A 26436-nucleotide genomic window follows, 5' to 3' on the forward strand; every position below is an offset into this window, starting at 1 on the left:
ATATCTTTATCGGTGGCTTTTGTGCTTCATCTCGCTGCGCAGTGGGGGGCGCTGTTGCGGCCGGCAAAACAAAAAGCGCCCCGAAGGGCGCTTTGTTCGGCGCGGAAACCGCTTCGCGGTTACGCGCGGCTGCGGTACTCGTGCGTACGCGTATCGATTTCGATCTTGTCGCCGGTGTTGCAGAACAGCGGAACCTGCAGTTCGAAACCGGTTGCAAGCTTCGCGTTCTTCAGCACCTTGCCCGACGACGTGTCGCCCTTGACGGCCGGCTCGGTGTAGGTGATCTCGCGAACCAGGACCGTCGGCAGTTCGACCGAAATCGCCTTCTCGTTGTAGAACACGACTTCGCATGCCATGCCGTCTTCGAGATAGTTGAGCGCGTCGCCCATCATTTCGGCTTCGACTTCGAACTGGTTGTAGTCGGCGTCCATGAACACGTACATCGGGTCGGCGAAGTACGAGTACGTCACTTCCTTGCGGTCGAGCACGACGACGTCGAACTTGTCGTCGGCCTTGTAGACCGACTCCTGACCCGCGTTGGTCAGCAGGTTCTTCATCTTCATCTTGACGACGGCGGCGTTACGGCCGGACTTGTTGTATTCCGTCTTCGAGATGACCCAAGCGTCGCTGCCGATTTGCACGACGTTGCCTACGCGGAGTTCCTGTGCGGTTTTCATGAAAAACTGTCCTGATCAAATCAAATTAAAGGTGCCTGAGCGTTGCGCAACGGCGGACGGCGCAAGCAGATGCGTTCCGGTGGGCACCCAAAGCAAGCGCTTGCGTGGTCAGCCGTCGGATAACCGCTTATTTTAACTGAGATTTTGCATATTCCGCCAGCTTTCCGGCAAGGTCGCCGACCGCGGCCAGCGCATCGGCCCAGCGGATCGCATTCGCCTGCAGCGCCGCGCGGTGCTGCCAGAAATCGGCCCAGTCCGGTGCGCCGGCGCCGTTCCACGCATGCCAGAACCGCGCGAGCGCCCGGCCGGGCGCGTCGTCGAGGCCTTCGGACAAGTGCGCGAGCGCCGCGTCGAGCTTCGGCAGGTGCGCGTCGTCGGCCTGCGGGTAGATGTGCCAGACGAACGGCCGGCGCGCCCACTGCGCGCGCACGAACGAATCCTCGCCGCGCACGAAGTTCAGGTCGCTGACCCACAGCAGCGGGTCGTAGTCGGCCTGCGGGACGAACGCGAGCCCGCAGGCGGTGACGCTGCCGCAGCTCGCCCGCGCGCCGGCGCCGAACGACTCGACCCCGAAAAAGCGTGCGACGCGCGGCGACACGCGCCCTTCGGGCACGAGTGCGACGACGGGCGACGCGCCGTCGCGCCACTGTTGGAGCAGCGCATCGACGGCGGGGTTGTCGTACGCGAACAGGCTGACGACCGTCGTGCCGGGCGCGGGCGGCGTGTCGCCGGTCGCACGCTGCCACCAGGCCGCGCGCGCCTGCGCGTCGGCGTCGAAGGCGGCGCGGCGCGCGTCGAGGTCGCGCTCCTTCAGCACGCCGCCGGTGCCGGCCGACAGGCCGGGGAAGAAGAACGTCTTGACGAGCGGGTAGCGCGGGTGCGGCGACGGCCGCAGGTGGAAATCGGCCACCCAGTCCTCGGCGCTCAGGTATTCGAGATTGATCCACACGGGCCGGCGCGCGCGGCGCGCCATCGCGGCGAGATACGCGCCGGGCAGCTCGCACGCGAATGCCTCGATCACGATGTCGGCGATCTCGATCGCATCGCCGACCTGCGCATGCCAGTGTTCGATCACGACCCCGTCGGCGGCCTGCCGCACCGCGTCGGGATCCACGCCGGGCAGCAGGCGCGCGAACGTGCGCAGGTCGTCGACGAACAGGCGCACCTGCCAGCCGTGTTCGTGCGCGAGCTGGCGCGCGAGGCGCCAGCACACGCCGATGTCGCCGAAGTTGTCGACGACCGTGCAGAAGAGGTCGCAGGCGAGCGGTTCGTCCGGCGCGCGCGGCGTCGGGTCGTGGGGGCGGGAAGCGGTACGTGGCATCGAAGCGGGCGGTTGGAATGCTCTAAACTGGCGATTCTAATGGACCCGTTCGTGCGCCTCGCGGCGCACGGATCACGCATGACATCCCCAGACGCCCCCGAAGCCCCGTTCGAACCGAAGAAGATCCTCGCGCAGCTGCCGCACCTGCCCGGCGTCTACCGCTATTACGACGCGACGGGCGCCGTGCTCTACGTCGGCAAGGCGCGCGACCTGAAGAAGCGCGTGTCGAGCTATTTCACGAAGACGCAGCTGTCGCCGCGCATCGCGATGATGGTCACGCGCATCGCGCGCGTCGAGACGACCGTCACGCGCTCGGAGGCCGAGGCGCTGCTGCTCGAGAACAACCTGATCAAGGCGCTCGCGCCGCGCTACAACATCCTGTTTCGCGACGACAAGTCGTATCCGTACCTGAAGCTCACCGCGCATCGCTTTCCGCGGATGGCGTATTACCGCGGCGCGGTCGACAAGCGGAACCAGTATTTCGGGCCGTTCCCGAGCGCCTGGGCCGTGCGCGAGAGCATCCAGATCCTGCAGCGGGTGTTCCAGCTGCGCACCTGCGAGGATTCGGTGTTCAACAACCGCACGCGGCCGTGCCTGCTGCACCAGATCGGGCGCTGCACCGCGCCGTGCGTCGGCGCGATCGCCGAGGAGGACTATGCGCGCGACGTGTCGAACGCCGCGCGCTTCCTGCTCGGCCGGCAGTCCGAGGTGCTGAAGGAGCTCGAACAGAAGATGCACGGCTTCGCGGCCGAGCTGAAATTCGAGCAGGCGGCGGCCGTGCGCAACCAGATGAGCTCGCTCGCGACCGTGCTGCATCAGCAGGCGATCGAGGTCGGCAGCGACAGCGACGTCGACATCCTCGCGGTGGTCGCGCAGGGCGGGCGGGTCTGCGTGAATCTCGCGATGGTGCGCGGCGGCCGGCATCTCGGCGACAAGGCGTACTTCCCGACGCACGTCGAGAGCGCGCTGACGCTCGCGGAAGGCGGGCTCGACGACGAAGCCGGGGCGGCCGGCGACGCGCTGCCCGACCAGCCCGCGGACGAGGCGGACGGCGCGCGCGGCGCATCGGCCTCGATCGAGGCCGAGGTGCTCGACGCGTTCATCGCGCAGCACTATCTCGGCAATCGCGTGCCGCCGGTGCTCGTCGTGAGTCATGCGCCCGCGAGCCGCGACCTGCTCGAGCTGTTGTCCGAGCAGGCCGGCCACAAGGTGTCGCTGGTGCGGCAGCCGCAGGGCCAGCGGCGCGCGTGGCTGTCGATGGCGGAACAGAATGCGCAGCTTGCACTCGCGCGGCTGCTGTCCGAGCAGGGTTCGCAGCAATCGCGCACACGCGCGCTCGCCGACACGCTCAGCTTCGACAGCGACGATCTCGCGCAGCTGCGGATCGAATGCTTCGACATCAGCCATACGATGGGCGAGGCGACGCAGGCGTCGTGCGTCGTCTATCACCATCACAAGATGCAGTCGGGCGAATACCGCCGCTACAACATCACGGGCATCACGCCGGGCGACGACTACGCGGCGATGCGGCAGGTGCTGACGCGCCGCTACGAGAAGATGGTCGAGCAGGCGGCGCAGGCCGCGGCGGCCGACGACGCGGCGGGCATCGACGGCGAATCGACGCGCCAGGCCGAGGCCGCCGGCCTGCTGCCGAACATCGTGCTGATCGACGGCGGCAAGGGGCAGGTCGAGATCGCGCGACAGGTGTTCACCGAGCTCGGGCTCGATACGTCGATGCTGGTCGGCGTCGCGAAGGGCGAGGGGCGCAAGGTCGGGCTCGAGACGCTCGTGTTCGCCGACGGCCGTGCGCCGCTCGAGCTCGGCAAGGAAAGCGCCGCACTGATGCTGGTCGCGCAGATTCGCGACGAAGCGCACCGCTTCGCGATCACCGGGATGCGAGCGAAGCGCGCGAAGGCGCGCCAGACGTCGCGGCTCGAGGAGCTCGAAGGCGTCGGCGCGAAACGCCGGCAGCGGTTGCTCGCGCGCTTCGGCGGGTTGCGCGGCGTCGTCGCGGCGAGCGTCGAGGAACTCGCGAGCGTCGAGGGCATCTCGCACGCGCTTGCCGAGCAGATCTACAGGCAACTGCACTGACGCGCGCCGCGCGGCCGCCCGCTTGGCTTGTGGCAGGGCGGTCGACGCGGCACAATTGCGAATCCTTTACTGTCCCGGATGCCATGCCGTTCAATTTCCCGATTTTCCTGACGTGGGTGCGGATCGTGCTGATTCCGCTCGTCGTCGGCGTGTTCTATCTGCCGGACACGATGATGGGCGGCGCGCACCGCAACCTAGCGGCGGCGCTGATCTTCATCCTCGCCGCGCTCACCGACTGGTTCGACGGTTACCTGGCCCGCAAATGGAATCAGACGTCGTCGTTCGGCGCGTTCCTCGACCCGGTCGCGGACAAGCTGATGGTGACGGCTGCACTGCTGATCCTCGTGCAGATTTCGCGGGTCGACGCGGCGATCGCGCTCGTGATCGTCGGCCGCGAGATCGCGATCTCGGCGCTGCGCGAATGGATGGCACAGATCGGCGCGTCGAAGAGCGTCGCGGTGAACCAGCTCGGCAAGTTCAAGACGGCCTGCCAGATGGTGGCGATTCCGATGCTGCTGTACTACGGGCCGCTGCCGCTCGGCATCGCGACGATCGACACGCGCGTGTGGGGCGAGTGGCTGATGTATCTCGCGGCGGTGCTGACCATCTGGTCGATGCTCTACTACATGAAGCTCGCATGGCCGCAGATTCGCGAGCGCAGCCGCGTGTGACGCGGCCTGCGATGCCGGCGCGGAAAAGTTTTTGGAAAGAGGGCACGAAAAGCACTTGACACTCGATTGTGCCTTCGACATAATCTCGCTTCTCCGCTGCACGACAAAGCGAGTGCGGCGAGGCAGAAGCAGCAGTATGCGGGAGTAGCTCAGTTGGTAGAGCGCAACCTTGCCAAGGTTGAGGTCGCGAGTTCGAGACTCGTCTCCCGCTCCAGGTTTCTGGCGGCGCGTCGTACGGCAGGCGCTGCACATGCAGGACAACGCGGGAGTAGCTCAGTTGGTAGAGCGCAACCTTGCCAAGGTTGAGGTCGCGAGTTCGAGACTCGTCTCCCGCTCCAGGTTTCTAGCGGCGCGTTGTACGGCAAGGCGTTGCACATGCAGGACAATGCGGGAGTAGCTCAGTTGGTAGAGCGCAACCTTGCCAAGGTTGAGGTCGCGAGTTCGAGACTCGTCTCCCGCTCCAAGCACTGGGGAAGCAAAGCTTCCCTTTTTGTTTGATGGACCGATGGTCGTCAATCAAATCTGTCGTTTGCCGTCACGGTAAATGGACAGTCCGCTTACGGCGCGATAGCAAAGCGGTTATGCAGCGGCCTGCAAAGCCGTTTAGGCCGGTTCGACTCCGGCTCGCGCCTCCAGAAAAAGCCCCGCGTTTGCGGGGCTTTTCTTTTTCCGCTGACCGGTTCGGCATCTTCAAAAAAGCCCCGATCGATCGGGGCTTTTGCTTTTCGATGCCGCCGGCGCCGCGATCGCAGCACCGGTTCGCCGTGCGCTCAGCCTCGCGCCTTCTCCCACGCGTGCTCGACGAACACGCGGCACAGCGCTTCCATCCCTTTCCGGTCCTCGTCGTCGAAGCGTGCGGCGACCGGGCTGTCGACGTCCCATACACCGATCAGCGTGCCGTCGTTCGCGACGAGCGGCACGACGATCTCGGATTCCGACGCCGCGTCGCATGCGATGTGGCCGGGGAATGCGTGCACGTCGCGCACCACTTGCGTCTCGCGCGTCTGCGCGGCCGTGCCGCACACGCCCTTGCCGAGCGCGATCCGCACGCATGCGGGCTTGCCCTGGAACGGGCCGACCACGAGTTCGGCGCCGTCGAAGAAATAGAAGCCGGCCCAGTTGAGCCGGTCGAGCGAGTGATAGACGAGCGCGGAGAAGTTCGCCGCATTGGCGATCAGGTCGCGTTCCGATTCGACGAGCGAGCGGGCCTGCTCGACGAGCGTCGCGTATTGATCGGTCTTGGAGGCGTGTGCGTCGTTGGACAGCGTGAACATGGGATCCCGGAAAACGAAGGTTTCGACAAGCGTGCTACAGGTGCGTGCACTCTAACGCAAGCGGCGCGTGCGTGTTTCGCGATCGAGGCGTGCGCCACGACGCGGGGGAATCCCTTGCGGGCAATGTGTTTCCCGACGTGGGTTCGGTGGAGATTATTTCAAGAAACTTTATCTCAGAAATGAGGGTAACGCTGTGTAAATATTCCGCATTAATGCGCATTGAGACTAGTAATATTTTTTGGCACATGTGGTGCCGAATCTTCTTCCAGGAGTCTCAATCAATGAAAGTTCGTCTTGCTCTTGTCATCGGTGTTGCGCTCGCCGCCGCGAATGCCGCGAATGCCGCAAACGCCACCGCACCGCAAGCTGTCCAGCCGACGTCCGAATGCGAACGCGCGGTGGTTGCCAAGATCAATCGTCATGTACCGGAGGCGGAGCGTCGGGAAAATGTGGAGCAAACACTCGTGTATCTGCACAAGACGCTGAAGATTTCGCAAGAGCAGCAACCCCAGTGGGACGTATTCGCGAAGACACTGCGAGAAACCAATAGCCGGATGGCAGCGCTGCGCCGACAGGAAGTGCACACGGCCGCCAGCACGATGCCGCCGGCGCTGGAGTATTGGTCCCGCGGCGTCGAAGAGAAGCAGGGGCGCCTCGATACTGCGGTTCAATTGCGCGACGCCTTTCTGTCGCTCTATGCGAGCGCCTCGCCTGACCAGAAGGCGGCGATGGACCGTTGGTTCGGCAGCCAGCAGCCGCAATAAACGCTGGCGTCCGGGTCGTGGCGACGCGCGCGTTTCCGGGTGCAGCCGGCGCGCGACGCCGCGAGGGAGGTTCCCATTTCGGCGCGGAGCTCCGGCCGGGTGGCGGTTCTCCCAAAATCCGGCGCGTTCCCCGACGGCGCGGCGACGTTGCGGCCGAATCTGGCCACCCCGTCGCGGAAATCACGTGGCTGCCGCGGTTCATCGTTGTCCAGATGGAACGCAGTGTACGATTTTGATCGTCTACCGAAGCGATCGTCCGGTCACTATATTCATCCGGAACAAGGCGAGACACGTGTTTCGCCGCCATGATTCGGAGCACGAAAATGAAGAAGGTTCAGGGTGTGTACAGTGCGCCGCGCGGCCATTGGGTCGGCGACGGGTTTCCGGTGCGTTCGATGTTCAGCTACCAGTCGCACGGCGCGCATCTGAGCCCGTTCCTGCTGCTCGATTACGCAGGGCCGGCGACGTTCGAGCCGGGTTCGGCCGCGGCGCCGCGCGGCGTTGGCCAGCATCCGCATCGCGGGTTCGAAACGGTGACGATCGTCTATGACGGCGAGGTCGCGCACCGCGACTCGACGGGCGCGGGCGGCGTGATCGGCCCCGGCGACGTCCAGTGGATGACGGCCGCGAGCGGGATCCTGCACGAGGAGTTTCACTCGGAGGCGTTCACGAAGCGCGGCGGGCCGCTCGAAATGGTGCAGCTGTGGGTGAACCTGCCCGCCGCGGACAAGATGGGCACGCCCGGCTACCAGGAACTGCTGAACGCCGACATCCCGGTGGTCGAACTGTCGGACGGCGCGGGCCGGGCGCGGATCATCGCGGGCGAACTCGACGGGCGGCGTGGCCCGGCCCGCACGCACACGCCGATCGACGTGTGGGACGTGCGGCTCGCGGCGGGCGGCCGGGCGCGCTTTCCGGTCGCGGAAGGGCGCACGCTCGCGGTGGTTGTGCTGAGCGGCACGGTGCTCGTGAACGGCGAAACGGTCGCGCGCGAAGCGCAGTTCGTGCAGTTGAGCCGCGACGGTCGCGACGTCGAGCTCGAGGCGAACGGCGATGCGAAGCTGCTGATCCTGAGCGGCGAACCGATCGACGAGCCGGTCGTCGGCTACGGGCCGTTCGTGATGAACTCGCAAGAGGAGATCCGCACCGCCATCGACGACTTCAACAGCGGCCGCTTCGGCAGGATGCCGGCATGACGGACGGGCCCCGCGCGATGCGGGGCCCGTTGTCGTGCGGGCAGGGCGGTCGCGCGGCGCATGCGCTTCGAGGCATAATCGACGATTGCCCCGCGCCGGCCGGCGCGACCGAATCAGGACCGCACATGAACGCTCCCGTCTCCGCTGCAAACCCGCCCGCCACCAATGCGCTCGAGTGGCGCTGGAAAGCCTTCGACGCGCTGTCGGCGCGCGAGGTCTATGCGATTCTCGAGGCGCGCAGCGCGGTGTTCGTCGTCGAGCAGAACTGCGTGTACCGCGACATCGACGACGCGGACCAGGCCGCCTGGCATCTGGCCGCATACGACGACGCGGGCCGGCTGGCCGGCTACCTGCGCGTACTGCTGCCCGATGCGCAGGATCCCGACATCCGGATCGGCCGCGTGCTGACGACCGCCGCGTTCCGCGGCGCGGGCCTTGGCAACGCGCTGCTTTCTCGCGCGCTCGAGCAGATCCGCGCGCAATGGCCCGACACGCCGGTCAGCCTGCATGCGCAGGCCCATCTGCAGAACTTCTACGGTGCCTTCGGCTTCACGCCGAGTTCCGACGTGCACGACGAGGACGGCATCCCGCACGTGTGGATGCGCAGCGCGCGCGCCTGACGCGGCGGCGCGCGCCGCGTCAATGCGCGGCGCGTGCGACCGTCGTGCGGCCGGCCGCGCGCGCCGCCTTGCGCTCGTCGAGCAGGCGCCCGCGCGCGGACAGCCGCAGCCAGTGACGCAGTGCGATCAGCGCGCCGATCACGCTCATCATCGAGCCCGGAATCCACAGCAGCAGGCCGCCGATCTGCTGGTCGCGCAGCGGGCTCAGCCACGTGAACGCGCGGCCGCAGATCGAGTAGATCGGATACAGCTCCTGCGGCGTGAAGAAAATCATCGCGCCGAGCACGATCTGCGGCGGAATCGCCGCGACGACGATCAGGATCCGGCGGCCCGGCGACAGCCGTGCGGGCGGCGCGGGACGCGGATCGACGACGAGCCACCAGAACAGCAGGCCGTCGATCACCATGCTCCAGTTCATCACGCGATACAGGCGCCAGTCGAGCATCGCGATGAAGTGGATCGGCGACAGCAGCCAGAAATAGATCAGCCCGACGAACAGCACGACCGCGACGACGGGATGGAACACCACGTCGAGCGTCGTGCGCACCGGCCCCCACGCGAGCGCGGGCCGCACGAAGCGCTGCCGCCAGCGGAACGGAATGCCGGCGCGGATCGCCGCGCCCGGATAGGCGAGCGCGATGAAGAACGGCCCGAGGTGATGCAGCACGAGGTGCTGCGCGCGATGCAGGAAGAACTCGTGCTCGAAGAAATAGTCGAGCCGCGTATGCAGCGCGACGTACAGCGCGGTCAGCCCGAGCCAGAACGAGAACTGCCGCAGCGGCGTGACCTTCGCCTTCTTCGCGCCGCGCGCGAACAGCACGGCCGCCGCCAGCACCGCGACGACCACGGTCGGCGACGGTTCCCACGGATCGAGCCAGTACAGGAGATCCATCGCGCGGCGTTACTTCGCCTGGGCCGGGGACTTGACGGCGAACGGCGTGTCGAGCGATTCGCCGTCGGAGAACTTCAGGCGCAGGCGCACGGTGTCGCCCGGCTTGATCGCGTGCTTCGGCTCCTCGAGCATGAAGTGATAGCCGCCCGGTGCGATGTCGACCTTGCCGCGCGCGGGGATCGTCAGCTTGTCGACCATCTCCATCTTCTGCGTCGAGCCGTTCGACACCGTCTGGTGCAGCATCGTCATCCCGTAGTCGGGGCTGTCGACGTCGACGAGATCGACCGGCTTGTCGCTCGTGTTGACGAGCGTCACGTAGCCGCCCGCGGGCAGCTTGTTCGGCAGCCAGCGCACCCAGCCGTTCTGCGCGGTGATCGCACCGGCGGCATACGCGTGGGCGCCGATGGACAGTGCGGCGATAAAGGCGAGCGTCTTGAGTTTTTTCGTCATGGTCGGGGCTCAGGTGGAGGAGGCGGGAGCGAGGATCCGGCGCACATCGGCGGCGATGGCGTCGGGTTTGTCGCGGTCGGTCGCGAGCAGTCGCGCGCGGCCGTCCGCGTCGAAGATGTAGACCGCCGAGCTGTGCGTCACTTCGTAGCCGCCGGACGGATCGCGTTTTTCCATCTGGTACGCGACGCGGTAGCGCTTCGCGAGCGATTCGATCTGGCGGTCGGTGCCGGTCAGGCCGCGCGCGTGTTCGGCGTCGAACGCGGCGACGTACGACTGCATCGCCTGCGGCGTGTCGCGCGCGGGGTCGACCGACACGAACAGGATGCGCACGTCGCGTGCCTGCGGGCCGAGCTGCGCGAGAACTTCCATCAGGCGCGCCAGCGTTTCCGGGCAGACGTCCGGGCAGTGCGTGTAGCCGAAATAGACGAGCGCGACGTGGCCGCGGAACGCGGATGCATCGACGGGCCGGCCGTCGCCGCCCGTCAGCGTGAACGACAGGTCGGGCAGGTGGCCGGTGACGTCGGTCAGGCGCCAGGGCGGCTCGGCGCGCGTGCAGGCGGCGAGCGCGATCGCAGCGGCGAGCGCCGCGCCGGTGCGGACCAAGCGGCTGAGGCGGGAGTGGCGCCGGTACGGCGCTGAACGGGCAGGCGACATCCAGGGGCTCGATCGGACGGAACGGTCGTACGGCCGCGCGGCGCCCAGCGTCGCGCGGCCGGCGGTTGCGACTGTAGCGCAATTCGCGCGCCGGCGTCCTTCCGAAACGCGCGCGATGCACCGGAGCGGGGCAATATGTCGCAGATGCGGGAGCGGAGGCGCGCGACCCGCGCCGGGCGCCCGTTTCGCCCATCTCGGCGCGAAGGCGCGGTAAGATGCGCACAATTCCTTTCGCGCAGCGGCGGCCTTGCGGGCCGCCGTTCAGACTATCGAATCGTGCAACCTGTCCCGGCTTCCCTGTCACTGACCGATACCGCGTTCTTCTTCGACTTCGACGGCACGCTCGTCGAGTTGGCGCCGACGCCTGACAGCATTCACGTGCCGCCGTCGCTGCTCGCGCTGCTCGACGCGTTGCGCCGCCGCTCGCACGGCGCGGTCGCGATCGTGTCCGGGCGCGGCATCGACAACCTCGACCAGTTCCTGAAGATGCCCGACCTGCCCGTCGCCGGCCTGCACGGCGCGGAGCGTCGCGACGCGAACGGCGACACGCAGCGCATCGGCTTCAACGACGCGCGCCTGCTGCGCATCGAGCGCGAGCTCGCGGCCGTCGTCGACCGCTACCCCGGCATGCTGCTCGAAATCAAGGGCGCCGCGGTCGCGCTGCACTACCGCAATGCGCCCGAGCGCGAGAAGATCGCGCGCGAGGCCACCGAGCGGCTCGTGGCCGACCATGCGGACGCCTACGTACTGCAGCCGGGCAAGATGGTGTTCGAGATCAAGCCGAAGGGCGTCGACAAGGGGCGCGCGCTCGCCGCGTTTCTCGACGAGCCGCCGTTCGCCGGCCGCACGCCGGTGTTCGCCGGCGACGACCTGACCGACGAGAAGGGCTTCGCGGTGGTCAACGCGCGCGGCGGCCTGTCGATCAAGGTGGGCGCGGGCGAGACCTCGGCGCGCGCCCGGCTCGACTCGGTCGACGCGCTGCACGCGCAGATCGCGCGCTGGCTCGACGTGGAGCTGCCGCACGCATGAGCCGCCTGATCATTGTTTCGAACCGCGTCGCGCCGATTTCCGAAGGCGAGCCGGCGGCGGGCGGCCTTGCAATCGGCGTGTACGACGCGCTGAAGGAAACCGGCGGCATGTGGTTCGGCTGGAGCGGCGAAGTCGTCGCGCACGGCGCGCCGCAGATGCGCGTCGAGGAGCACGGGCCGGTCACGTTCGCGACCATCGGCCTGTCGCGGCGCGACTACGACCAATATTACCGCGGCTTCTCGAACGCGACGCTGTGGCCCGCGTTCCACTACCGCGCGGACCTGATCCAGTACGATCGCCACGAGTTCGAAGGCTACAGCCGCGTGAACGTGTGGCTCGCGCAGCAACTCGTGCCGCTCCTGCAGGACGACGACGTGATCTGGGTGCACGACTATCACCTGATCCCGTTCGCCCGCGCGCTGCGCGCGGCCGGCGTGAAGAACCGCATCGGCTTCTTCCTGCACATCCCGTTTCCGGCCGCGCAGGTGCTCGTCAACGTGCCGCCGCATCGCGAACTCGTCGAGTCGCTGTGCGCGTTCGACCTGCTCGGCTTCCAGACCGAACCCGACCTGCGCGCGTTCTGCGACTACGTCGAATCCGAAGCCGACGGCGCGGTCGAGCGCGACGGCCGCATGGCGACGGTGCGCGCGTTCGGCCGGACGCTGCGCGCGGCCGCGTATCCGATCGGCGTGCATCCGGACGAGATCGCCTCGCTCGCGCAGGCCGGCGAGCACGGCAAGGCGGTGCGCACGCTCGCGACCTCGCTGCGCGGCCGCAAGCTGATCATGAGCGTCGACCGGCTCGATTACTCGAAGGGGCTCGTCGAGCGCTTCCGCGCGTTCGAGAAGCTGCTCGAGCACGAGCCGTCGCATCGCAATCGCGTGTCGTTCCTGCAGATCGCGCCGTCGACTCGCGCGGAGCTGCGCGCATACCAGGACATCCGCCTGCAGCTCGAAGGGGAGTCGGGGCGCATCAACGGGCGCTTCGCGGAGCTCGACTGGGCGCCGATCCTCTATATCCACCGCCAGTACGACCGCCAGCTGCTCGCCGCGCTGTACCGGCTCGCGCGGGTCGGCTACGTGACGCCGCTGCGCGACGGGATGAACCTCGTCGCGAAGGAATATGTGTCCGCGCAGAATCCGGAAGACCCGGGCGTGCTGGTGCTGTCGCGTTTCGCGGGCGCCGCGCGCGAGCTGACGGGCGCGCTGATCGTCAACCCGATCGACATCGCGGGGATGGCCGAGGCGCTGTCGCAGGCGCTGTCGATGCCGCTCGCCGAGCGCCGCACGCGCTATGCGGACATGATCGCGCAGCTGCGCGAGAACAACGTGTCGGTGTGGCGCGACAACTTCCTGCGCGACTTGCAGCGCGCCTGAGCCCCGGCCCGGCGGTCGCGGGATGAAAAAAGCCGCAGTGCGTCATGCACTGCGGCTTTGTTTTTGCGCGTGTTTTCGTGAGATCGCGCCGCGCGTCAGGCGACGCGCTCGCCGGTCGGCGCGCCGCCTTCGGGCGTCGCGTGATGGCGGCCGTGCTGCTTCGCGAGCAGGTCGCGGTACAGGCCCGGGCGGTTGCGCAGCACGTCGGGGCTGCCGTCGTCGATCACCTTGCCGTTGCTCATCACGATGATCCGGTCGAAGTTGCGCAGCGTCGACAGGCGGTGCGCGATCGCGATCACCGTGCGGCCGACCATCAGGCGGTCGAGCGCGCTCTGGATCGCCTCCTCGGACGCGCTGTCGAGTGCCGACGTCGCTTCGTCGAGCAGCAGGATCGGCGCGTTCTTCAGGATCGCGCGCGCGATCGCGATGCGCTGGCGCTGGCCGCCCGACAGCTTGACGCCGCGGTCGCCGACGATCGTGTCATAGCCTTCCGGCATCGCCTCGATGAACTCCGCGCAACGTGCGTCGCGCGCGGCGGCGAGCACTTCGTCGCGGCTCGCTTCGGGGCGGCCGTACGCGATGTTGTCGTAGATGGTCCGGTGCAGCAGCGAGATGTCCTGCGGCACGAGCGCGATCGCGTGGCGCAGGCTGTCCTGCGTGATCGACTTCACGTTCTGGCCGTCGACCGTCACGACGCCGTCCTGCGTGTCGTAGAAGCGCTGCAGCAGCGCGAGCACGGTCGACTTGCCGGCGCCGGACTTGCCGATCAGGCCGACGCGCTGGCCCGGCTCGATATGGAGGTCGAAATGATCGAGGATCGGGCGGCGATGCGGATACGCGAACGTCACGCGCTCGAAATCGACCCGGCCGCCTTGCGCGGACAGCGCCACGGCGTCGGAGTGGTCCGGCATCCCGTGCGGCTCGAGCAGCGTCTTCACGGCTTCGGCCAGGCGTGCGACGTGCTGCGTGACGTCGACGAGCGCCACCGCGAGATCGCGCGTGCCGTGCAGGATCGTGAAGCCGAGCGAGCTGACGAGCACGATGTCGCCCGACGTCGCGCGGCCCTGGTCCCACAGCCACAGCGCCCAGCCGAGCAGGCCGGCGGACAGCATCGCGGTAATCACCGCGTGCAGCAGGCGCAGCTTCTCGAGGTAGAGCAGGCTCTGCTGGCGCGCGTCCATCTCGGCCTTGACGGTCGCGCCGAAGCGCTTCTGCTCGCGCAGCGTCATCCCGAACGCGCGCACGAGGCCCATGTTGCCGATCACGTCGACGAGCTCGCCGTCGACCGCCGCGGCCTTCGCCGCGAACGCGTGATGACGCGCGGAGCCGCGCCCGGCGAGCTTGAACAGCACGACCGAGAGCACTGCCGAGCAGCCGAGCAGGCCCGCCGCCATCAGCGGGTTGACGACGATGATCATCAGGATCGCGCCCATTACCGCGATGCACGGCGGCAGCACGTTCCACGCCATCGTGTTCTCCGACGTGTAGACGGCGTTCGACGTCGCGGTGATGCGGCTCGCGAGCGTGCCGGGCTGCTTTTCCGCGTAATACGTCGGCGAGTGGCCGATCAGGTACTGGAACAGGTCGCGCCGCAAGTCGCCGGTGACTGCCACGAACGTATGCGCGGCGAACCAGCCGCCGACGCGCCACAGCAGGTTGTCGGCGGCTATCAGGCCGACGAGCAGCGCGAACGCGCTCCACAGCGGGCCCGGATGGTGGCGGCCGGCCGCGAGCACGTCGATCAGGTGCTTGATCGCGTACTGCGAGCCGAGCGCGCAGCCGACGGCGGCCAGCACGCTGACGAGCACCACGAGGTGGGCGACCGGATGCAGGCGGATGTAGCGGAACAGGAACGCGAGTGGCCGGTGCGCGTAGCTCGACAGCTTCGCGTTGTAGGCGTTGCGCTGGGCAGGGGTGAGAGCTTCCAAAATGTGCGTGCGGTGAATCGGTGGTTGAGCGTCGCGGCCTGATCGCGTGCGGACTTTGCCCGGACGTAATCCGGCATTGTAAACAAGGCCCGGCATCGCGCTGCGCGAATATGGGGGGCGCGCGACCGATTTTGAGATAAAATCCGGCATCCCGCGCCGCAGCGCGGCGGCCGCTTGTGCGGCCCGAAGATTGCGGAGCGTGGTCTGGAATGCCAAAAGGGCCTTCCACTCTAGAACGGACGAAAACGTCCGCGGGTTGCAAAGTGTTGCCGCTTTGTAACAAAGTAAAGAGTTTGAAATGTTGTGCGCCGTATCGGGATTAACCCTAGATAATCGGCTCCGGGTTCGCGCAATTGGATTTTTACGAACCCCTGTCAACGGGTCTTCGTTTCAAACGTTCTATGCCTGTCGCGTCGCCGACGCTCCTTGAGCAGCGCGGGTCCGACGCCGCCAGCAGGCCGATTCGTCCGACTGAAGGACGAGATGCGACCCGCCGGGATCGCCGGCAGGCTGCTGACCCAACGCTTGTTTTTTGCCGATTTTTTAGGAGTTACGCATGCGAATCGCCCAAATCGCTCCGTTGCACGAAGCGGTTCCCCCGAAGCTGTACGGTGGTACCGAGCGGGTGGTGTCCTATCTGACCGAAGCACTCGTCGAGATGGGGCACGACGTCACGCTGTTCGCGAGCGGCGATTCGCAGACCTCCGCGAAGCTCGAAGCCTGCTGGCCGCAGGCGCTGCGCCTCGACCCGACGATCCGCGACGTGATGGCCCCGCACATGCTGCTCCTCGAGCAGGTGCGCCGCCGCGCGGAAGAGTTCGACGTCCTGCACTGCCACATCGACTACTACCCGTTCTCGCTGTTCTCGCGCCAGCCGGTGCCGCATCTGACGACGATGCACGGCCGCCTCGACCTGCCGGAACTGCAGCCGATCTTCAACGCATTCAGCGACGTGCCGGTCGTGTCGATCTCCGACAACCAGCGCATCCCGCTGCCGCAGGCGAACTGGCTGTCGACCGTCTACCACGGCCTGCCTGAAAACCTGCTGACGCCGATCCCGAACGTGAAGCCGAGCTACCTCGCGTTCCTCGGCCGCATCTCGCCGGAGAAGCGCGTCGACACGGCGATCCGCATCGCCGAGCAGGCCGGCCTGCCGATCAAGATCGCCGCGAAGCTCGACAAGGCCGATCGCGCGTACTACGAAGAGAAGATCAAGCCGCTGTTCGCGCTGCCGCACGTCGAGTACATCGGTGAAATCAGCGAATCCGAGAAGACGGAATTCCTGGGCAACGCACACGCGCTGCTGTTCCCGATCGACTGGCCGGAGCCGTTCGGCCTGGTGATGATCGAGGCGATGGCCTGCGGCACGCCGGTGATCGCGTTCAAGCGCGGCTCGGTGCCGGAAGTGATCGAGAACGGCGTGTCGGGCTTCGTCGTCGAAGACGAGCTGTCGGCCGTCGCGGCGCTCAAGCGCCTGGACACGCTGCCGCGCGAGAAGGTTCGCGCCGCGTTCGAAGCGCGCTTCTCGTCGAAGGTGATGGCGCAGAACTACGTGAAGGGCTACGAAGAGTTGCTGCGCCAGAAGCGCCGCACCGTGCTGCGCGAAGTCAACGCAGGCTGACGCCGACGCCGGCCGCGTCTCGCCGGCCGGCTTCACCGACGCCCCGCCCGGGTCTCCCGGCGGGGCGTTGTCACATCCGCGGCGCCAATCTGTTGTATTCTCGCCGCGCTCGGCGGCCGCGACGGCCCCGAACAGGGGGCAGCACCGCTGCCGTTCGTCTGTCCAGCCGGTAATGTCCCTATAATGGCCGTGCCGAAAAATCCGGCCGTGCCGATCATCGAGAGGAGAGCAGTCTTGGCGAGAACGAAAACCACGCGCGCAGCCCCCGCACCGGGCGCCGGCGTGATCTTCGCGTTGCGCGCGATCGGTCTCGTGCTGCTCGCCCGGTGGCTGTTCTCGATGTCGCAGATGGGCTATCGCGAGTCGCTGTCGGCGATGGCTTCGTCGCCGTGGGCGTTCGTGTACCTGGTGCTGATGTTCCTGCTGCTCGCGCTGCCGGGCGCGGTGGCGCGCGCCGAGCGGCCGTTCCATCCGCTGCCGCAATGGCTGCGCCAGGCGCTGCGGTTCTTCGCGCTGATCGGTTTCCTGTTCGCCGCCTGGTCGATCGGCGCCTATGTGTGGGCGGCCGGCTGGCGCCACGCGCTGCATGCGGTGACCGCGACCAACGGCTGGCTCGTCGCCGCGCCGGCGCTGTATGCGGCCGTCATCTGGATCTGCCGGCCGCGGCCGCTGTGGCGCACCAATGTCGCCGCGCGGCGCTTCGCGGTCGGCCGCTACGCCATCTCCGTCGATACGCTTACCCGGACCACGATCGTCTGGATGGAAAGCCGCAAGGTAGGCCAGTACGACGCGCGCGAGCTGTCGGTGCGCTGGCCTGGCCGCACCCCGGCGGCAGCCCAGCCGGACGCGGGGCAGGCGAGCGTCGTTGCGCCGCCGCGCCGCGCGGGCGGGTTCAAGCGGCCGAAAGTCGAGCTGCTGTGGGATTCGCCGGCGGCCGTCGGCCATAACCGGCAGATCGTGATGCGCGCGCCGCTCGCCACCGAAGGCGACCGCGTCGCGGTGCTCGCGCTCGACGCGGCGCTCAGGCAAATCGTCTGACGACTCACCCGGCACCGCGCGCCGCGCGCGGTCCGCGGCTCAGCGCACCAGGCAGGGGCGCTTGTTGTCGAACGTCCACCCCGGAATCAGGTACTGCATCGCCGCCGCGTCGTCGCGCGCGCCGAGACCGTGCTGCTTGTACAGTTCGTGCGCGGCCGCGACGGCGTCCATGTCGAGCTCGACGCCGAGCCCCGGCCGCTTCGGCACATCCACCAGCCCGTTCTCGATCTTCAGCGGCTCGCGCGTGAGGCATTCGCCGTCCTGCCAGATCCAGTGCGTGTCGATCGCCGTGACCTTGCCCGGCGCGGCGGCCGCGACGTGCGTGAACATCGCGAGCGACACGTCGAAGTGGTTGTTCGAATGCGAGCCCCACGTGAGATCCCAGTCGCGACACATCTGAGCGACGCGCACCGAGCCCTGCATCGTCCAGAAATGCGGATCGGCGAGCGGGATGTCGACCGCGTGCAGCTGCACCGCATGGCCCATCTGCCGCCAGTCGGTCGCGATCATGTTGGTCGCCGTCGGCAGGCCGGTCGCGCGACGGAACTCCGCCATCACCTCGCGGCCCGAGTAGCCGTTCTCCGCGCCGCACGGGTCTTCCGCGTACGCGAGCACATGATGCTGGTCGCGGCACAGCCGCACGGCTTCGTCGAGCGACCACGCACCGTTCGGGTCGAGCGTCACGCGCGCGCCCGGGAAGCGCTCGGCCAGCGCGGTCACCGCGTCGATCTCGCGCGCGCCCTCGAACACGCCGCCCTTCAGCTTGAAGTCGTTGAAACCGTAGCGCGCATGCGCGGCCTCGGCGAGCCGCACGACCCCCTCCGGCGTCAGCGCGGGCTCGTTGCGCACGCGCGTCCATTCGTCGGTCGCGCCGCTGCTGTCGCGGTAGGGCAGCGCGGTTTTCGCGCGATCGCCCACGTAGAACAGGTAGCCGAGCATCTCGACGCGCTCGCGCTGCTGGCCTTCGCCGAGCAGGGCGGCGACGGGCACGCCGAGGTGCTGGCCGAGCAGGTCGAGCAGCGCGGCCTCGAGCGCGGTCACCGCGTGGATCGTCGTGCGCAGGTCGAAGGTCTGCAGGCCGCGGCCGCCCGCATCACGGTCCGCGAAGCGGCGGCGCACGTCGTTGAGCACCGCGTGGTAGTTGCCGACCGGCTGGCCGACCACCAGCGCGCGCGCATCGTCGAGCGTGCGGCGGATGCTCTCGCCGCCCGGCACCTCGCCGACGCCCGTGCGCCCCGCGCTGTCCGTCAGGATCACGAGGTTGCGGGTGAAGAACGGGCCGTGCGCGCCGCTCAGGTTGAGCAGCATGCTGTCATGGCCGGCGACCGGGATCGCTTGCAGGTCGACGATGCGCGGCGTGTCGTGAGGAGGCGTGGAAGTGGCGGCGTTCATGGGCGGCGAGGGCAAAAGGGTGGGCGGTGCCGTGCGCGGCAAAAGCTTTGCCGTGCCCGGCAGGAGGTGCGATCATTCGACAACCGACGTGCGCGGGGCGTCTGCGGCCGCCGCATCGAGGCAATTCGATCAGGATAGCGGTGCGAAACGCCCGACTGGTCTGCATGAGACAGAGTAAGCGCCGAAGCGCCAACCCTGATCGACAGGAGACAAATACGGCGATCATCAGTCGTCGGATGACTTGTGACGCAGTATAATGAACCACAGGCATTCGCTCAAACCCCGCGTAAACCCTCGGCTCACGAAACGATCATTCAATAAGGAACCGGCCACATGTCCGTGCCCACGCTCCCCGCAGCGCCGCGTCGCCGCGCACGCAGCCTCGCGCAAGATGTCGTCGACGCGCTGACCGCGCAGATCGAAAACGGCACGCTGCGCCCCGGCGACAAACTGCCGACCGAAACCGAAGTGATGGCGACGCAGGGCGTGAGCCGCACGGTCGTGCGCGAGGCGATCTCGCGGATGCAGGCGAGCGGCCTCGTCGAGACCCGCCACGGCATCGGCAGCTTCGTGCTGGAGCCGTCGCGCCGCCACGCGCTCGGCATCGATCCCGCGACGATCACGACGCTGCGCGACGTGCTCGCGGTGCTCGAGCTGCGCATCAGCCTCGAAAGCGAATGCGCGAGCCTCGCCGCGCAGCGCGCGAACGACGCCGATCTCGCGGCGCTGCGGCGCGCGCTCGACGCGATCGCGTCGGGCTCGGGCGGCGGCCGCGACACCGCGCAGCTCGACTACCAGTTCCATCTGCAGATCGCGCAATCGACCGGCAACCGGTATTTCGTCGACATCATGACGCAGCTCGGCGCGTCGATCATCCCGCGCACGCGGGTGAATTCCGCGCGCTTCGCCGGCGACGACCTGGAGCGCTATGTGGCCCGGCTGAACCACGAGCACGAGGACATCTACGAAGCGATCGCGCGCCACGATCCGGAGGCGGCGCGGGCCGCGATGCGCACGCACCTGACCAACAGCCGCGAGCGGCTGCGCCGCGCGCACGAGGCGGCCGAAGCGGAGCGCGACGCGCACGCCGAGTAAGGGCAGGCGGGGCGGCCGGCCCGGCAGGGCGGGGCCGCCTTCGATCGAAGGGTGTGCCAGCCGATCATAATGTCAGTCATCGTATGATTTGCTCGGCCTGTTCGGCGCAATGAACCGGCCCGGCGGCGCCGCGCCCATTTATCGCGGGCCGCCGCCGGGCTTGCGCTGCGCGATCAGCCGCCCTTCGTCACGATCGTCTTCCAGTTGCCGCCCTTCACCTGGTAGAGCGTTGACATGCCGCTCCTGAGCGAGCCGTCGTTCGCGAACGAGATGCGGCCGGTGATCCCTTCGAAGTCGATCTTCTTCAGCGCCGGACGATAGACCGCCGGATCGGTCGAGCCGGCCGCCTGCATCGCCTTGATCGCGGCCCAGGTCGCGTCGTAGCCGAACTGCGCGTACGACAGCACGTCGACGCCGAAGCGCTTCCTGAAGCGCTGCTCGAAATCCTTCCCCTGCGGCAGCTCGTCGAGCGGCCGCCCGTATTCCCATGCCATCGCGCCTTCGGCGGCAGGGCCGGCGATCTTGATGAACTCGTTGTCCTTCACGCCGCCGCCGCCGACGAACTGCGCATTCAGCCCGAGCTGGCGCATCTGCTTGACGAAGTTCGCGGCGAGCGCGTCGAGGCCGCCGAAGAAGATCAGGTCGGGGTTCTTGCCCTTCAGGCTGGTGATCTGCGCGCGGAAATCGACCGCCTGGTTGCTGGTGAATTCGCGCGCGACGATCGCGCCGCCGGCTGCTTTCACCGCCTTCTCGAATTCGTCGGCCTCGCCCTGGCCGAACGCGGTGCGGTCGTCGACGATCGCGATGCGCTTCGCCTTGGTCACGTCGACCGCGTACTTGCCCGCGTTGCCGGCGTTCTGGCCGTCGGTCGCGATCACCATGAACATGTTCGCGAGCCCGCGCGACGTGAGCGTGGGGTTGGTCGCGGCCGGATCGATGACCGGAATGCCGGCCTTGTCGTAGACGACCGACGCGGGAATCGTCGTGCCCGAATTGAAGTGGCCGACGACCACCGACACGTTCTTGTCGACGAGGCTCTGCGCGGCCTGCACGCCGACGCGCGGGTCGGCCTGGTCGTCCTGCACGACGAGCTCGAAGCGCGTCGGCTTGCCGGCGATCTGCACCTTCTGCGCGGCGGCGTCGTCGAGCGCGAGCTGGACGCCGTTCTGCAGATCCTTGCCGTAGCCGGCGTTGACGCCGGTGAGCGGCGCGGCGAAGCCGACCTTGACGGCATCGTCGGCCGCGGCGGCCTGATGCGCGAGGGCGGCGAGGGCGGAGGCGAGCGAGACGGACAGCAGCGAATGGCGGAATCTCATATGCGTTCCTTCGAAGGCGAGACACGGAGACACGAATACGCGCGCCGGGGGGCGCGCGGGCGACGCGGATGCGGAGCCGGCCGGTGGCGGGCCCGAAGCGTCTGACGACGATTTATAGGGGGCCAAATTGGACGAGTCTTGTCGATTCGGCGCACGAAACGTGCGGATTTCCGCACAACGTCGGCGGAGCAAGGGAGAGCGGCGATGAGGGAATTCCCGGGCCGGCGCCGGCGCGGGAAGGGGGCGGGGCGGGACCGGGCGAGACAGAGCGAGACTAAGCGAGACCAAGCGAGACCAAGCGAGACCAAGCGGGACCAAGCGAGACCAAGCGAGACCAAGCGAGACCAAGCGGGACCAAGCGAGACCAAGCGAGACCAAGCGAGACCAAGCGAGACCAAGCGAGACCAAGCGAGACCAAGCGAGACCAAGCGAGACCAAGCGAGGCGGCGCGCGTCGCGCCCGGCGGAATGGCGTGCCGGCGCCGTCGGACGGCGCCGGCACGTATCGACGGCGTTACTCGGCCTAGGCCTCAGCCTCGGACGCGACGTCGGCTTCGGACGAAGTCGCATGCTCGGTCCGGATCAGCGGGTCGCTCGTGCTCGGGCGGCCCGTCTCGACGTGGCCGGCAAAGCGGCGCAGGAAGCCGAGCGGCTTGCCGTCGCTGACCGTCAGGTCGTACCAGCCGTTGCTGCCGCGCAGGTCCCAGTAGTCGTCGACGCGCGCGCCCGGCGCAAGGTCGAACACGCGCGGCTGGCCGTGGCCGTATGCGCTCGTCACCTTGAGCCGCACCGCGCGATGGCCGCGGTTCATCAGGCGCAGCGTGATGTTGCCGTTGGCGACGTCATAGCCGTAGATCACTTCCGGGTTGACGCTCGCGGGCCCGACCGCCTGCGCGGCGGGGCTGCGGAAGTGGCAGTAGAAGCCGTTCGGGCCGTACACGTCGAGGTCGTACAGGCCGAGCGACGGCGCGGGGTTCCAGATGTCGGAGATCCGCTTGCCGGCCTCGACCGTGTAGGTCCACGGGCCGTCGACGCGGTTGCGCGCCTGGACCTGGAACGCGGCGCCCGCGCGGCCGGTGTTCGCGAAGGTCAGCCGGAACTGGCCGCTGGCGTTGTCGATCCGCCCGTACGCGAACAGCTCGTACGGCAGCGCGCGCGCCGGACGCAGCCCGTGCTCCTGCTTCGGCAGCTTCTGCACGATCGGCGGGATCGGGATGTAGTCGGGGTGGCGGTTGCGGTCGGGCGGCGCGTAGCCGCTCGTGTCGGGCAACTGCGGCCAGCTCGCGTCGGCCGTCGCGAAGTCGAACGCGGAGGTCAGGTCGCCGCACACCGCGCGGCGCCACGGCGACACGTTGCCGGCCGTCACCGCGTACTGCGAGCCGAAGCGCGCCTCGATGAATTGCAGCAGCGACGTGTGATCGAACGTCTGCGAGCAGACCCAGCCGCCCTTGGTCCACGGCGACACGACGAGCATCGGCACGCGCGGCCCGAGGCCGTACGGGCCGGCCATGTGCGACGCATCGCCGGGGAATGCCTCGTTGGTGGTCGCGACCGTCGACAGCCCGTTGTCGCGCGACTGCGGCGCGAACGGCGGCGGCACGTGGTCGAAGAAGCCGTCGTTCTCGTCGTAGGTGATGAAGAGCGCGGTCTTGCTCCATACGTCCGGGTTCGACACGAGCGTCTTCAGCACCTGCTCGATGTACCACGCGCCGTAGTTCGCCGGCCAGTTCGGGTGCTCGGAATACGCCTCCGGCGCGCAGATCCACGACACCTGCGGCAGCGTGCCGTTCTTCACGTCCTGCTGCAGCACGTCGAACAGCGTGCCGCCCGCGCTGATGTTGGTGCCGGTGCGCGCCTTCTCGTACAGCGGCGAGCCGGGCAGCGCGGTGCGGTACTGGTTGAAGTAGAGCAGCGCGTTGTCGCCGTAGTTGCCGATGTACGGATTCTGCGTCCAGCCCCACGAGCCGTTCGCGTCGAGGCCCGTGCCGATGTCCTGGTAGATCTTCCACGACACGCCGGCCTGCTCGAGCACCTCCGGATAGGTGGTCCAGCCGTAGCCCTTCTCCTCGTTGCCGAGCACCGGGCCGCCGCCGGTGCCGTCGTTGCCGACGTAGCCCGTCCACATGTAGTAGCGGTTCGGGTCGGTCGAGCTCGGGATCGCGCAGTGGTACGCGTCGCAGATCGTGAATGCGTCGGCGAGCTGGTAGTGGAACGGGATGTCGTCGCGCTTCAGGTACGCCATCGTCGTGGTGCCCTTGTTCGGCACCCACTGGTCGTAGCGGCCCTTGTTCCAGGCCGCGTGCATGTCCTGCCAGCCGTGCGGCAGGTCCTGCAGGAACTGCTGGCCGAGATGGTTCGCGCGCGGATGGAACGGCAGCAGCTCCGCGAGGCCGACCGGCTGATGGAACACCGACTTGCCGTTCGCGAGACGCAGCGCGCGCGGATCGCCGAAGCCGCGCACGCCGCGCAGCGTGCCGAAGTAATGGTCGAACGAGCGGTTCTCCTGCATCAGGATCACGACGTGCTCGATGTCGCGGATCGTGCCGGTGCGGCGATTCGCGGGAATCGCCAGTGCATCGCGGATCACGGGCGGAAAGAGGTTCAGCGTGGCTGCGCCGGCGGTGCCGGCGGCAAGACGCAGGAAGTCACGACGGTTCGATCGGGTCATGGTCGGTATCGTGCGGAAAAGGTAGGTGCCGGATGGCGGGGAGTGATGCAAGCGTGCCGGCGCGGCGCGCGTGGGCGAGCTGCACCGGATCGTGCCGCCGCGAGCATAGCGGCGAAACGGTGTCATTCATGTGAAGCGGTGGAAACGTTTGCGCGGGCAGGCCGGGCAAGGCCGCCATGAGCGCGTCGGGCGTCGTCACGCGGCGCGCGCCGTCAGACGTCCGTGACCCACGCGCCGAACCATTCGCTCGGGCTCGCGATCTCGTCCTGCGCGGCGATCAGTTCCAGCTCGTAGCGGCGCGCGTCGTAGGTCGCCTTGACGACCGCGTGCACCGCCGCGAGCGTGTGTTCGAACGCGGCGCGCACCGAGTCGCCGCGCAGCCGCCGTGCGACGAACACCGCGCTCGTCAGGTCGCCGACCCCGACCGGATGGCGCGGGAACGCATACAGCGGGCGCTGGCCGATCCATGCTTCGGTCTCGGTGACGGCCAGCATGTTGAAACGGTCGGCGGGGCTGTTGCGGTCGTGCAGGTGCTTGACGAGGACGATCTGCGGGCCGCGGCGGATCAGCGCGCGGCACGCCTCGACCGCCTCGGAGACGGTCTCGATGCGGCGCCCGGCGAGCTTTTGCAATTCGGTGTGGTTCGGCGACATGCCGTCGGCGAGCGCGGGCATCTCGTGGACGATGAACTCCTCGACGCCCGGCTCGGGGCGGATGCCGCCCGTCTGGCCCATCGCGGGATCGCAGAAGTACCACGCGTTCGCGTTCATCGCCTTGACCGAGCGCACGATCTCGACCGTCGCGCGCGCCTGCGCGGGGGAGCCGAGGAACCCGGAGAGCACCGCGTCGCAGCGCTTGAGCCCGCCGATCGCGGCGATGCCGTCGACGAGCTGTTCCATCTTCGCGGCGTCGATCGCGCTGCCTGCCCAGTGGCCGTACTGCATGTGATTCGACAGCTGCACGGTGTTGAGCGGCCAGACGTTGACGCCGAGGCGCTGCATCGGAAACACGGCCGCGCTGTTGCCGGCATGGCCGTAGATCACGTGAGACTGAATGCTGAGGACGTTTTTCATGGGGATTCGCCTGCACGCGGATCAGGGTCACGTCACACGATACCCGAGTTTCTCGCATGCGAGAAAGCCGCCCGGCAACGGAGTGTTGCGCGCCGTCGTCATCGCGACCCGCGTAGAATCGCGTGGCGCGGCGCCGACAGGCTGCCGGCGTGCGTTTCCACTCATCCTCTCCGCCATGCCTTCGATTTGCAAGATGTTGTCCGTATTCCGCGTCGCGCTGTTCGGCGCGTGCCTTGCCGCCGCGGGCGCGGCGCCCGTCGCCATGGCGGCGAGCCCGGCGCCCGGCGGCAACGACGGGCCTGCCTATGGCCCGCGGCTGGAAGGCTTCACGTACCCGGAGCCCGTGCATCGCTACACGTTCGTGTCGCAGCGCGAGACCGTCGAGATGATGTACATGGACGTGCAGCCCGCGCATCCGAACGGTCGCGCGGTCGTGCTGCTGCACGGGAAGAATTTCTGCGCGGCGACCTGGGAAGAGACGATCGCGGTGCTCGGCCGCGCCGGGTATCGCGTGATCGCGCCGGACCAGATCGGCTTCTGCAAGTCGTCGAAGCCCGAGCGCTACCAGTACAGCTTCCAGCAGCTCGCGCGCAACACGCATGCGCTGCTCGAATCGCTCGGCGTGAAGAACGCGACGCTCGTCGGCCACTCGACGGGCGGCATGCTCGCGATGCGCTATGCGCTGATGTATCCGAAGGCGACCGAGCAGCTCGTGCTCGTCAACCCGATCGGCCTCGAGGACTGGAAGGCGCTCGGCGTGCCGCCGCTGTCGGTCGACTACTGGTACGCGCGCGAGCTGAAGACGACGGCCGAAGGCATCCGCCGCTACGAGCAGGCGGCCTACTACGCGGGCAAGTGGGCGCCGTCGTACGAGCGCTGGGTGCAGATGCTCGCGGGGATGTACCGCGGGCCCGGCCGCGAGACGGTCGCGTGGCAATCCGCGCTGCTGTACGACATGATCTTCACGCAGCCGGTGGTCTACGAGATGGGCGCGATCCGCGTGCCGACCCTGCTGTTGATCGGCGACAAGGACACCACGGCGATCGGCAAGGACGTTTCGCCGCCCGAGGTCCATGCGAAGCTCGGCCGGTATCCGGAGCTCGCGAAGCGCACGCAGGCGGCGATCCCCGGCGCGCAGCTCGTCGAATTCCCGGCGCTCGGCCACGCGCCGCAGATCCAGGATCCGGACACGTTCCACAAGGCGCTGCTCGACGGACTCGCGCAGGCGCGTCCGCAGTAACGGCGCGCGCGTCGCGCAGCCGCGCGCCGGACGGGCCCTGCGTGGCGCGAA

At 68.0% G+C, this 26436-nt stretch carries 23 protein-coding genes and 4 tRNA genes; 15 read left to right on the forward strand and 12 right to left on the reverse strand.

What is annotated here, in order from left to right:
- Positions 1–119 precede the first annotated feature (119 nt).
- Entirely contained in the window at positions 120–677 is a 558-nt protein-coding gene (gene efp, locus HWY45_RS25080) for an elongation factor P (protein ID WP_059564760.1), read from the reverse strand.
- Positions 678–804: 127 nt separating this feature from the next.
- Positions 805–1998, reverse strand: a complete 1194-nt coding sequence (gene earP / locus HWY45_RS25085) for an elongation factor P maturation arginine rhamnosyltransferase EarP (RefSeq protein WP_059882845.1) — start codon at positions 1996–1998, stop codon at positions 805–807.
- A gap of 78 nt (positions 1999–2076) precedes the next feature.
- Here earP and uvrC point away from each other — a divergent pair, with 78 nt between their 5' ends.
- The 6 genes from uvrC to HWY45_RS25115 all read left to right on the forward strand — a co-directional run bounded on the left by uvrC (position 2077) and on the right by HWY45_RS25115 (position 5395).
- Positions 2077–4089: an excinuclease ABC subunit UvrC gene (uvrC, locus tag HWY45_RS25090; protein ID WP_059882890.1), complete on the forward strand. Its 2013-nt coding sequence runs from the start codon at positions 2077–2079 to the stop codon at positions 4087–4089.
- A gap of 83 nt (positions 4090–4172) precedes the next feature.
- A complete protein-coding gene (pgsA, locus tag HWY45_RS25095; RefSeq protein WP_017333191.1) occupies positions 4173–4760 on the forward strand; it encodes a CDP-diacylglycerol--glycerol-3-phosphate 3-phosphatidyltransferase in 588 nt (195 codons plus the stop codon).
- A 138-nt stretch (positions 4761–4898) separates the two neighbouring features.
- Positions 4899–4974 (forward strand) — tRNA-Gly (locus tag HWY45_RS25100).
- 48 nt (positions 4975–5022) lie between these two features.
- Positions 5023–5098: transfer RNA gene (locus tag HWY45_RS25105), tRNA-Gly, on the forward strand.
- 49 nt (positions 5099–5147) lie between these two features.
- Positions 5148–5223 (forward strand) — tRNA-Gly (locus HWY45_RS25110).
- Positions 5224–5321: 98 nt separating this feature from the next.
- Positions 5322–5395: transfer RNA gene (locus HWY45_RS25115), tRNA-Cys, on the forward strand.
- 135 nt (positions 5396–5530) lie between these two features.
- Here the strand turns inward: HWY45_RS25115 and HWY45_RS25120 are convergent.
- Complete coding sequence (locus HWY45_RS25120; protein ID WP_059882843.1) at positions 5531–6034, reverse strand: GAF domain-containing protein; 504 nt, start codon at positions 6032–6034, stop codon at positions 5531–5533.
- Between the two features lie 281 nt (positions 6035–6315).
- Here HWY45_RS25120 and HWY45_RS25125 point away from each other — a divergent pair, with 281 nt between their 5' ends.
- The 3 genes from HWY45_RS25125 (at position 6316) to HWY45_RS25135 (ending at position 8614) form a co-directional block, all read left to right on the forward strand.
- Positions 6316–6798: a Spy/CpxP family protein refolding chaperone gene (locus HWY45_RS25125; protein ID WP_170304030.1), complete on the forward strand. Its 483-nt coding sequence runs from the start codon at positions 6316–6318 to the stop codon at positions 6796–6798.
- Positions 6799–7121: 323 nt separating this feature from the next.
- On the forward strand, positions 7122–7994 hold the full coding sequence (locus tag HWY45_RS25130) for a pirin family protein (protein ID WP_059882840.1): 873 nt from the start codon (positions 7122–7124) through the stop codon (positions 7992–7994).
- 125 nt (positions 7995–8119) lie between these two features.
- On the forward strand, positions 8120–8614 hold the full coding sequence (locus HWY45_RS25135) for a GNAT family N-acetyltransferase (protein WP_059882837.1): 495 nt from the start codon (positions 8120–8122) through the stop codon (positions 8612–8614).
- A 19-nt stretch (positions 8615–8633) separates the two neighbouring features.
- Here the strand turns inward: HWY45_RS25135 and HWY45_RS25140 are convergent, their stop codons facing one another.
- The 3 genes from HWY45_RS25140 to HWY45_RS25150 are packed head-to-tail and all read right to left on the reverse strand — an operon-like array spanning position 8634 to position 10610.
- The gene (locus tag HWY45_RS25140) at positions 8634–9506 is read right to left on the reverse strand and encodes a cytochrome c oxidase assembly protein (RefSeq protein WP_059882836.1); all 873 of its coding nucleotides are present in this window, start codon (positions 9504–9506) and stop codon (positions 8634–8636) included.
- Between the two features lie 9 nt (positions 9507–9515).
- Positions 9516–9956 carry a copper chaperone PCu(A)C gene (locus tag HWY45_RS25145; RefSeq protein WP_059802896.1) on the reverse strand — a complete coding sequence of 147 codons (441 nt, stop codon included), beginning with the start codon at positions 9954–9956 and terminating at the stop codon, positions 9516–9518.
- 9 nt (positions 9957–9965) lie between these two features.
- Positions 9966–10610, reverse strand: coding sequence for an SCO family protein (locus HWY45_RS25150; RefSeq protein ID WP_059802894.1), 645 nt, complete (start codon positions 10608–10610; stop codon positions 9966–9968).
- Between the two features lie 276 nt (positions 10611–10886).
- Here HWY45_RS25150 and otsB point away from each other — a divergent pair, with 276 nt between their 5' ends.
- A complete protein-coding gene (gene otsB / locus HWY45_RS25155) occupies positions 10887–11639 on the forward strand; it encodes a trehalose-phosphatase (protein WP_059882834.1) in 753 nt (250 codons plus the stop codon).
- Positions 11636–13015: an alpha,alpha-trehalose-phosphate synthase (UDP-forming) gene (otsA, locus tag HWY45_RS25160; RefSeq protein WP_059882832.1), complete on the forward strand. Its 1380-nt coding sequence runs from the start codon at positions 11636–11638 to the stop codon at positions 13013–13015. The genes otsB and otsA overlap by 4 nt, the downstream gene beginning before the upstream one ends.
- 95 nt (positions 13016–13110) lie before the next feature.
- Here otsA and HWY45_RS25165 read toward each other — a convergent pair whose 3' ends face one another.
- On the reverse strand, positions 13111–14943 hold the full coding sequence (locus HWY45_RS25165; RefSeq protein WP_059564771.1) for an ABC transporter ATP-binding protein: 1833 nt from the start codon (positions 14941–14943) through the stop codon (positions 13111–13113).
- Positions 14944–15499: 556 nt separating this feature from the next.
- Here HWY45_RS25165 and HWY45_RS25170 point away from each other — a divergent pair.
- Positions 15500–16564, forward strand: a complete 1065-nt coding sequence (locus tag HWY45_RS25170) for a glycosyltransferase family 4 protein (protein WP_044844742.1) — start codon at positions 15500–15502, stop codon at positions 16562–16564.
- A 234-nt stretch (positions 16565–16798) separates the two neighbouring features.
- Complete coding sequence (locus HWY45_RS25175) at positions 16799–17602, forward strand: hypothetical protein (protein ID WP_059882830.1); 804 nt, start codon at positions 16799–16801, stop codon at positions 17600–17602.
- A gap of 39 nt (positions 17603–17641) precedes the next feature.
- Here the strand turns inward: HWY45_RS25175 and gudD are convergent, their stop codons facing one another.
- A complete protein-coding gene (gene gudD, locus HWY45_RS25180) occupies positions 17642–18994 on the reverse strand; it encodes a glucarate dehydratase (protein ID WP_059564773.1) in 1353 nt (450 codons plus the stop codon).
- A 333-nt stretch (positions 18995–19327) separates the two neighbouring features.
- Between gudD and HWY45_RS25185 the strand changes: the two genes are divergently transcribed.
- Complete coding sequence (locus HWY45_RS25185) at positions 19328–20089, forward strand: FadR/GntR family transcriptional regulator (RefSeq protein WP_059882828.1); 762 nt, start codon at positions 19328–19330, stop codon at positions 20087–20089.
- Positions 20090–20262: 173 nt separating this feature from the next.
- Here the strand turns inward: HWY45_RS25185 and HWY45_RS25190 are convergent, their stop codons facing one another.
- The 4 genes from HWY45_RS25190 to pdxY all read right to left on the reverse strand — a co-directional run bounded on the left by HWY45_RS25190 (position 20263) and on the right by pdxY (position 25145).
- The gene (locus tag HWY45_RS25190) at positions 20263–21405 is read right to left on the reverse strand and encodes a branched-chain amino acid ABC transporter substrate-binding protein (protein ID WP_059882826.1); all 1143 of its coding nucleotides are present in this window, start codon (positions 21403–21405) and stop codon (positions 20263–20265) included.
- A 522-nt stretch (positions 21406–21927) separates the two neighbouring features.
- A complete protein-coding gene (locus HWY45_RS25195) occupies positions 21928–24072 on the reverse strand; it encodes a phosphocholine-specific phospholipase C (protein WP_059882824.1) in 2145 nt (714 codons plus the stop codon).
- Entirely contained in the window at positions 24050–24271 is a 222-nt protein-coding gene (locus HWY45_RS25200; RefSeq protein WP_150998746.1) for a hypothetical protein, read from the reverse strand. The genes HWY45_RS25195 and HWY45_RS25200 overlap by 23 nt, the downstream gene beginning before the upstream one ends.
- Before the next feature lie 13 nt (positions 24272–24284).
- A complete protein-coding gene (gene pdxY, locus HWY45_RS25205) occupies positions 24285–25145 on the reverse strand; it encodes a pyridoxal kinase PdxY (RefSeq protein ID WP_059564778.1) in 861 nt (286 codons plus the stop codon).
- A 175-nt stretch (positions 25146–25320) separates the two neighbouring features.
- On the opposite strand from pdxY, the gene HWY45_RS25210 reads away from it, so the two are divergent.
- Positions 25321–26385 (forward strand): alpha/beta fold hydrolase, encoded by a 1065-nt coding sequence (locus tag HWY45_RS25210; RefSeq protein WP_059882822.1) that lies wholly within the window; start codon positions 25321–25323, stop codon positions 26383–26385.
- The last annotated feature ends 51 nt before the right edge of the window (positions 26386–26436 follow it).

It is taken from the genome of Burkholderia stagnalis, from assembly GCF_902830275.1.
GTDB classification, from domain to species: Bacteria; Pseudomonadota; Gammaproteobacteria; order Burkholderiales; family Burkholderiaceae; genus Burkholderia; species Burkholderia stagnalis.

Excerpts from the sequence above, each read along its gene's own strand:
- efp (WP_059564760.1), bottom strand. The coding sequence starts at position 677 with ATGAAAACCGCACAGGAACTCCGCGTAGGCAACGTCGTGCAAATCGGC.
- earP (WP_059882845.1), bottom strand. The coding sequence starts at position 1,998 with ATGCCACGTACCGCTTCCCGCCCCCACGACCCGACGCCGCGCGCGCCG.
- uvrC (WP_059882890.1), top strand. The coding sequence starts at position 2,077 with ATGACATCCCCAGACGCCCCCGAAGCCCCGTTCGAACCGAAGAAGATC.
- pgsA (WP_017333191.1), top strand. The coding sequence starts at position 4,173 with ATGCCGTTCAATTTCCCGATTTTCCTGACGTGGGTGCGGATCGTGCTG.
- HWY45_RS25120 (WP_059882843.1), bottom strand. The coding sequence starts at position 6,034 with ATGTTCACGCTGTCCAACGACGCACACGCCTCCAAGACCGATCAATAC.
- HWY45_RS25125 (WP_170304030.1), top strand. The coding sequence starts at position 6,316 with ATGAAAGTTCGTCTTGCTCTTGTCATCGGTGTTGCGCTCGCCGCCGCG.
- HWY45_RS25130 (WP_059882840.1), top strand. The coding sequence starts at position 7,122 with ATGAAGAAGGTTCAGGGTGTGTACAGTGCGCCGCGCGGCCATTGGGTC.
- HWY45_RS25135 (WP_059882837.1), top strand. The coding sequence starts at position 8,120 with ATGAACGCTCCCGTCTCCGCTGCAAACCCGCCCGCCACCAATGCGCTC.
- HWY45_RS25140 (WP_059882836.1), bottom strand. The coding sequence starts at position 9,506 with ATGGATCTCCTGTACTGGCTCGATCCGTGGGAACCGTCGCCGACCGTG.
- HWY45_RS25145 (WP_059802896.1), bottom strand. The coding sequence starts at position 9,956 with ATGACGAAAAAACTCAAGACGCTCGCCTTTATCGCCGCACTGTCCATC.
- HWY45_RS25150 (WP_059802894.1), bottom strand. The coding sequence starts at position 10,610 with ATGTCGCCTGCCCGTTCAGCGCCGTACCGGCGCCACTCCCGCCTCAGC.
- otsA (WP_059882832.1), top strand. The coding sequence starts at position 11,636 with ATGAGCCGCCTGATCATTGTTTCGAACCGCGTCGCGCCGATTTCCGAA.
- HWY45_RS25170 (WP_044844742.1), top strand. The coding sequence starts at position 15,500 with ATGCGAATCGCCCAAATCGCTCCGTTGCACGAAGCGGTTCCCCCGAAG.
- gudD (WP_059564773.1), bottom strand. The coding sequence starts at position 18,994 with ATGAACGCCGCCACTTCCACGCCTCCTCACGACACGCCGCGCATCGTC.
- HWY45_RS25185 (WP_059882828.1), top strand. The coding sequence starts at position 19,328 with ATGTCCGTGCCCACGCTCCCCGCAGCGCCGCGTCGCCGCGCACGCAGC.
- HWY45_RS25190 (WP_059882826.1), bottom strand. The coding sequence starts at position 21,405 with ATGAGATTCCGCCATTCGCTGCTGTCCGTCTCGCTCGCCTCCGCCCTC.
- HWY45_RS25195 (WP_059882824.1), bottom strand. The coding sequence starts at position 24,072 with ATGACCCGATCGAACCGTCGTGACTTCCTGCGTCTTGCCGCCGGCACC.
- pdxY (WP_059564778.1), bottom strand. The coding sequence starts at position 25,145 with ATGAAAAACGTCCTCAGCATTCAGTCTCACGTGATCTACGGCCATGCC.
- HWY45_RS25210 (WP_059882822.1), top strand. The coding sequence starts at position 25,321 with ATGCCTTCGATTTGCAAGATGTTGTCCGTATTCCGCGTCGCGCTGTTC.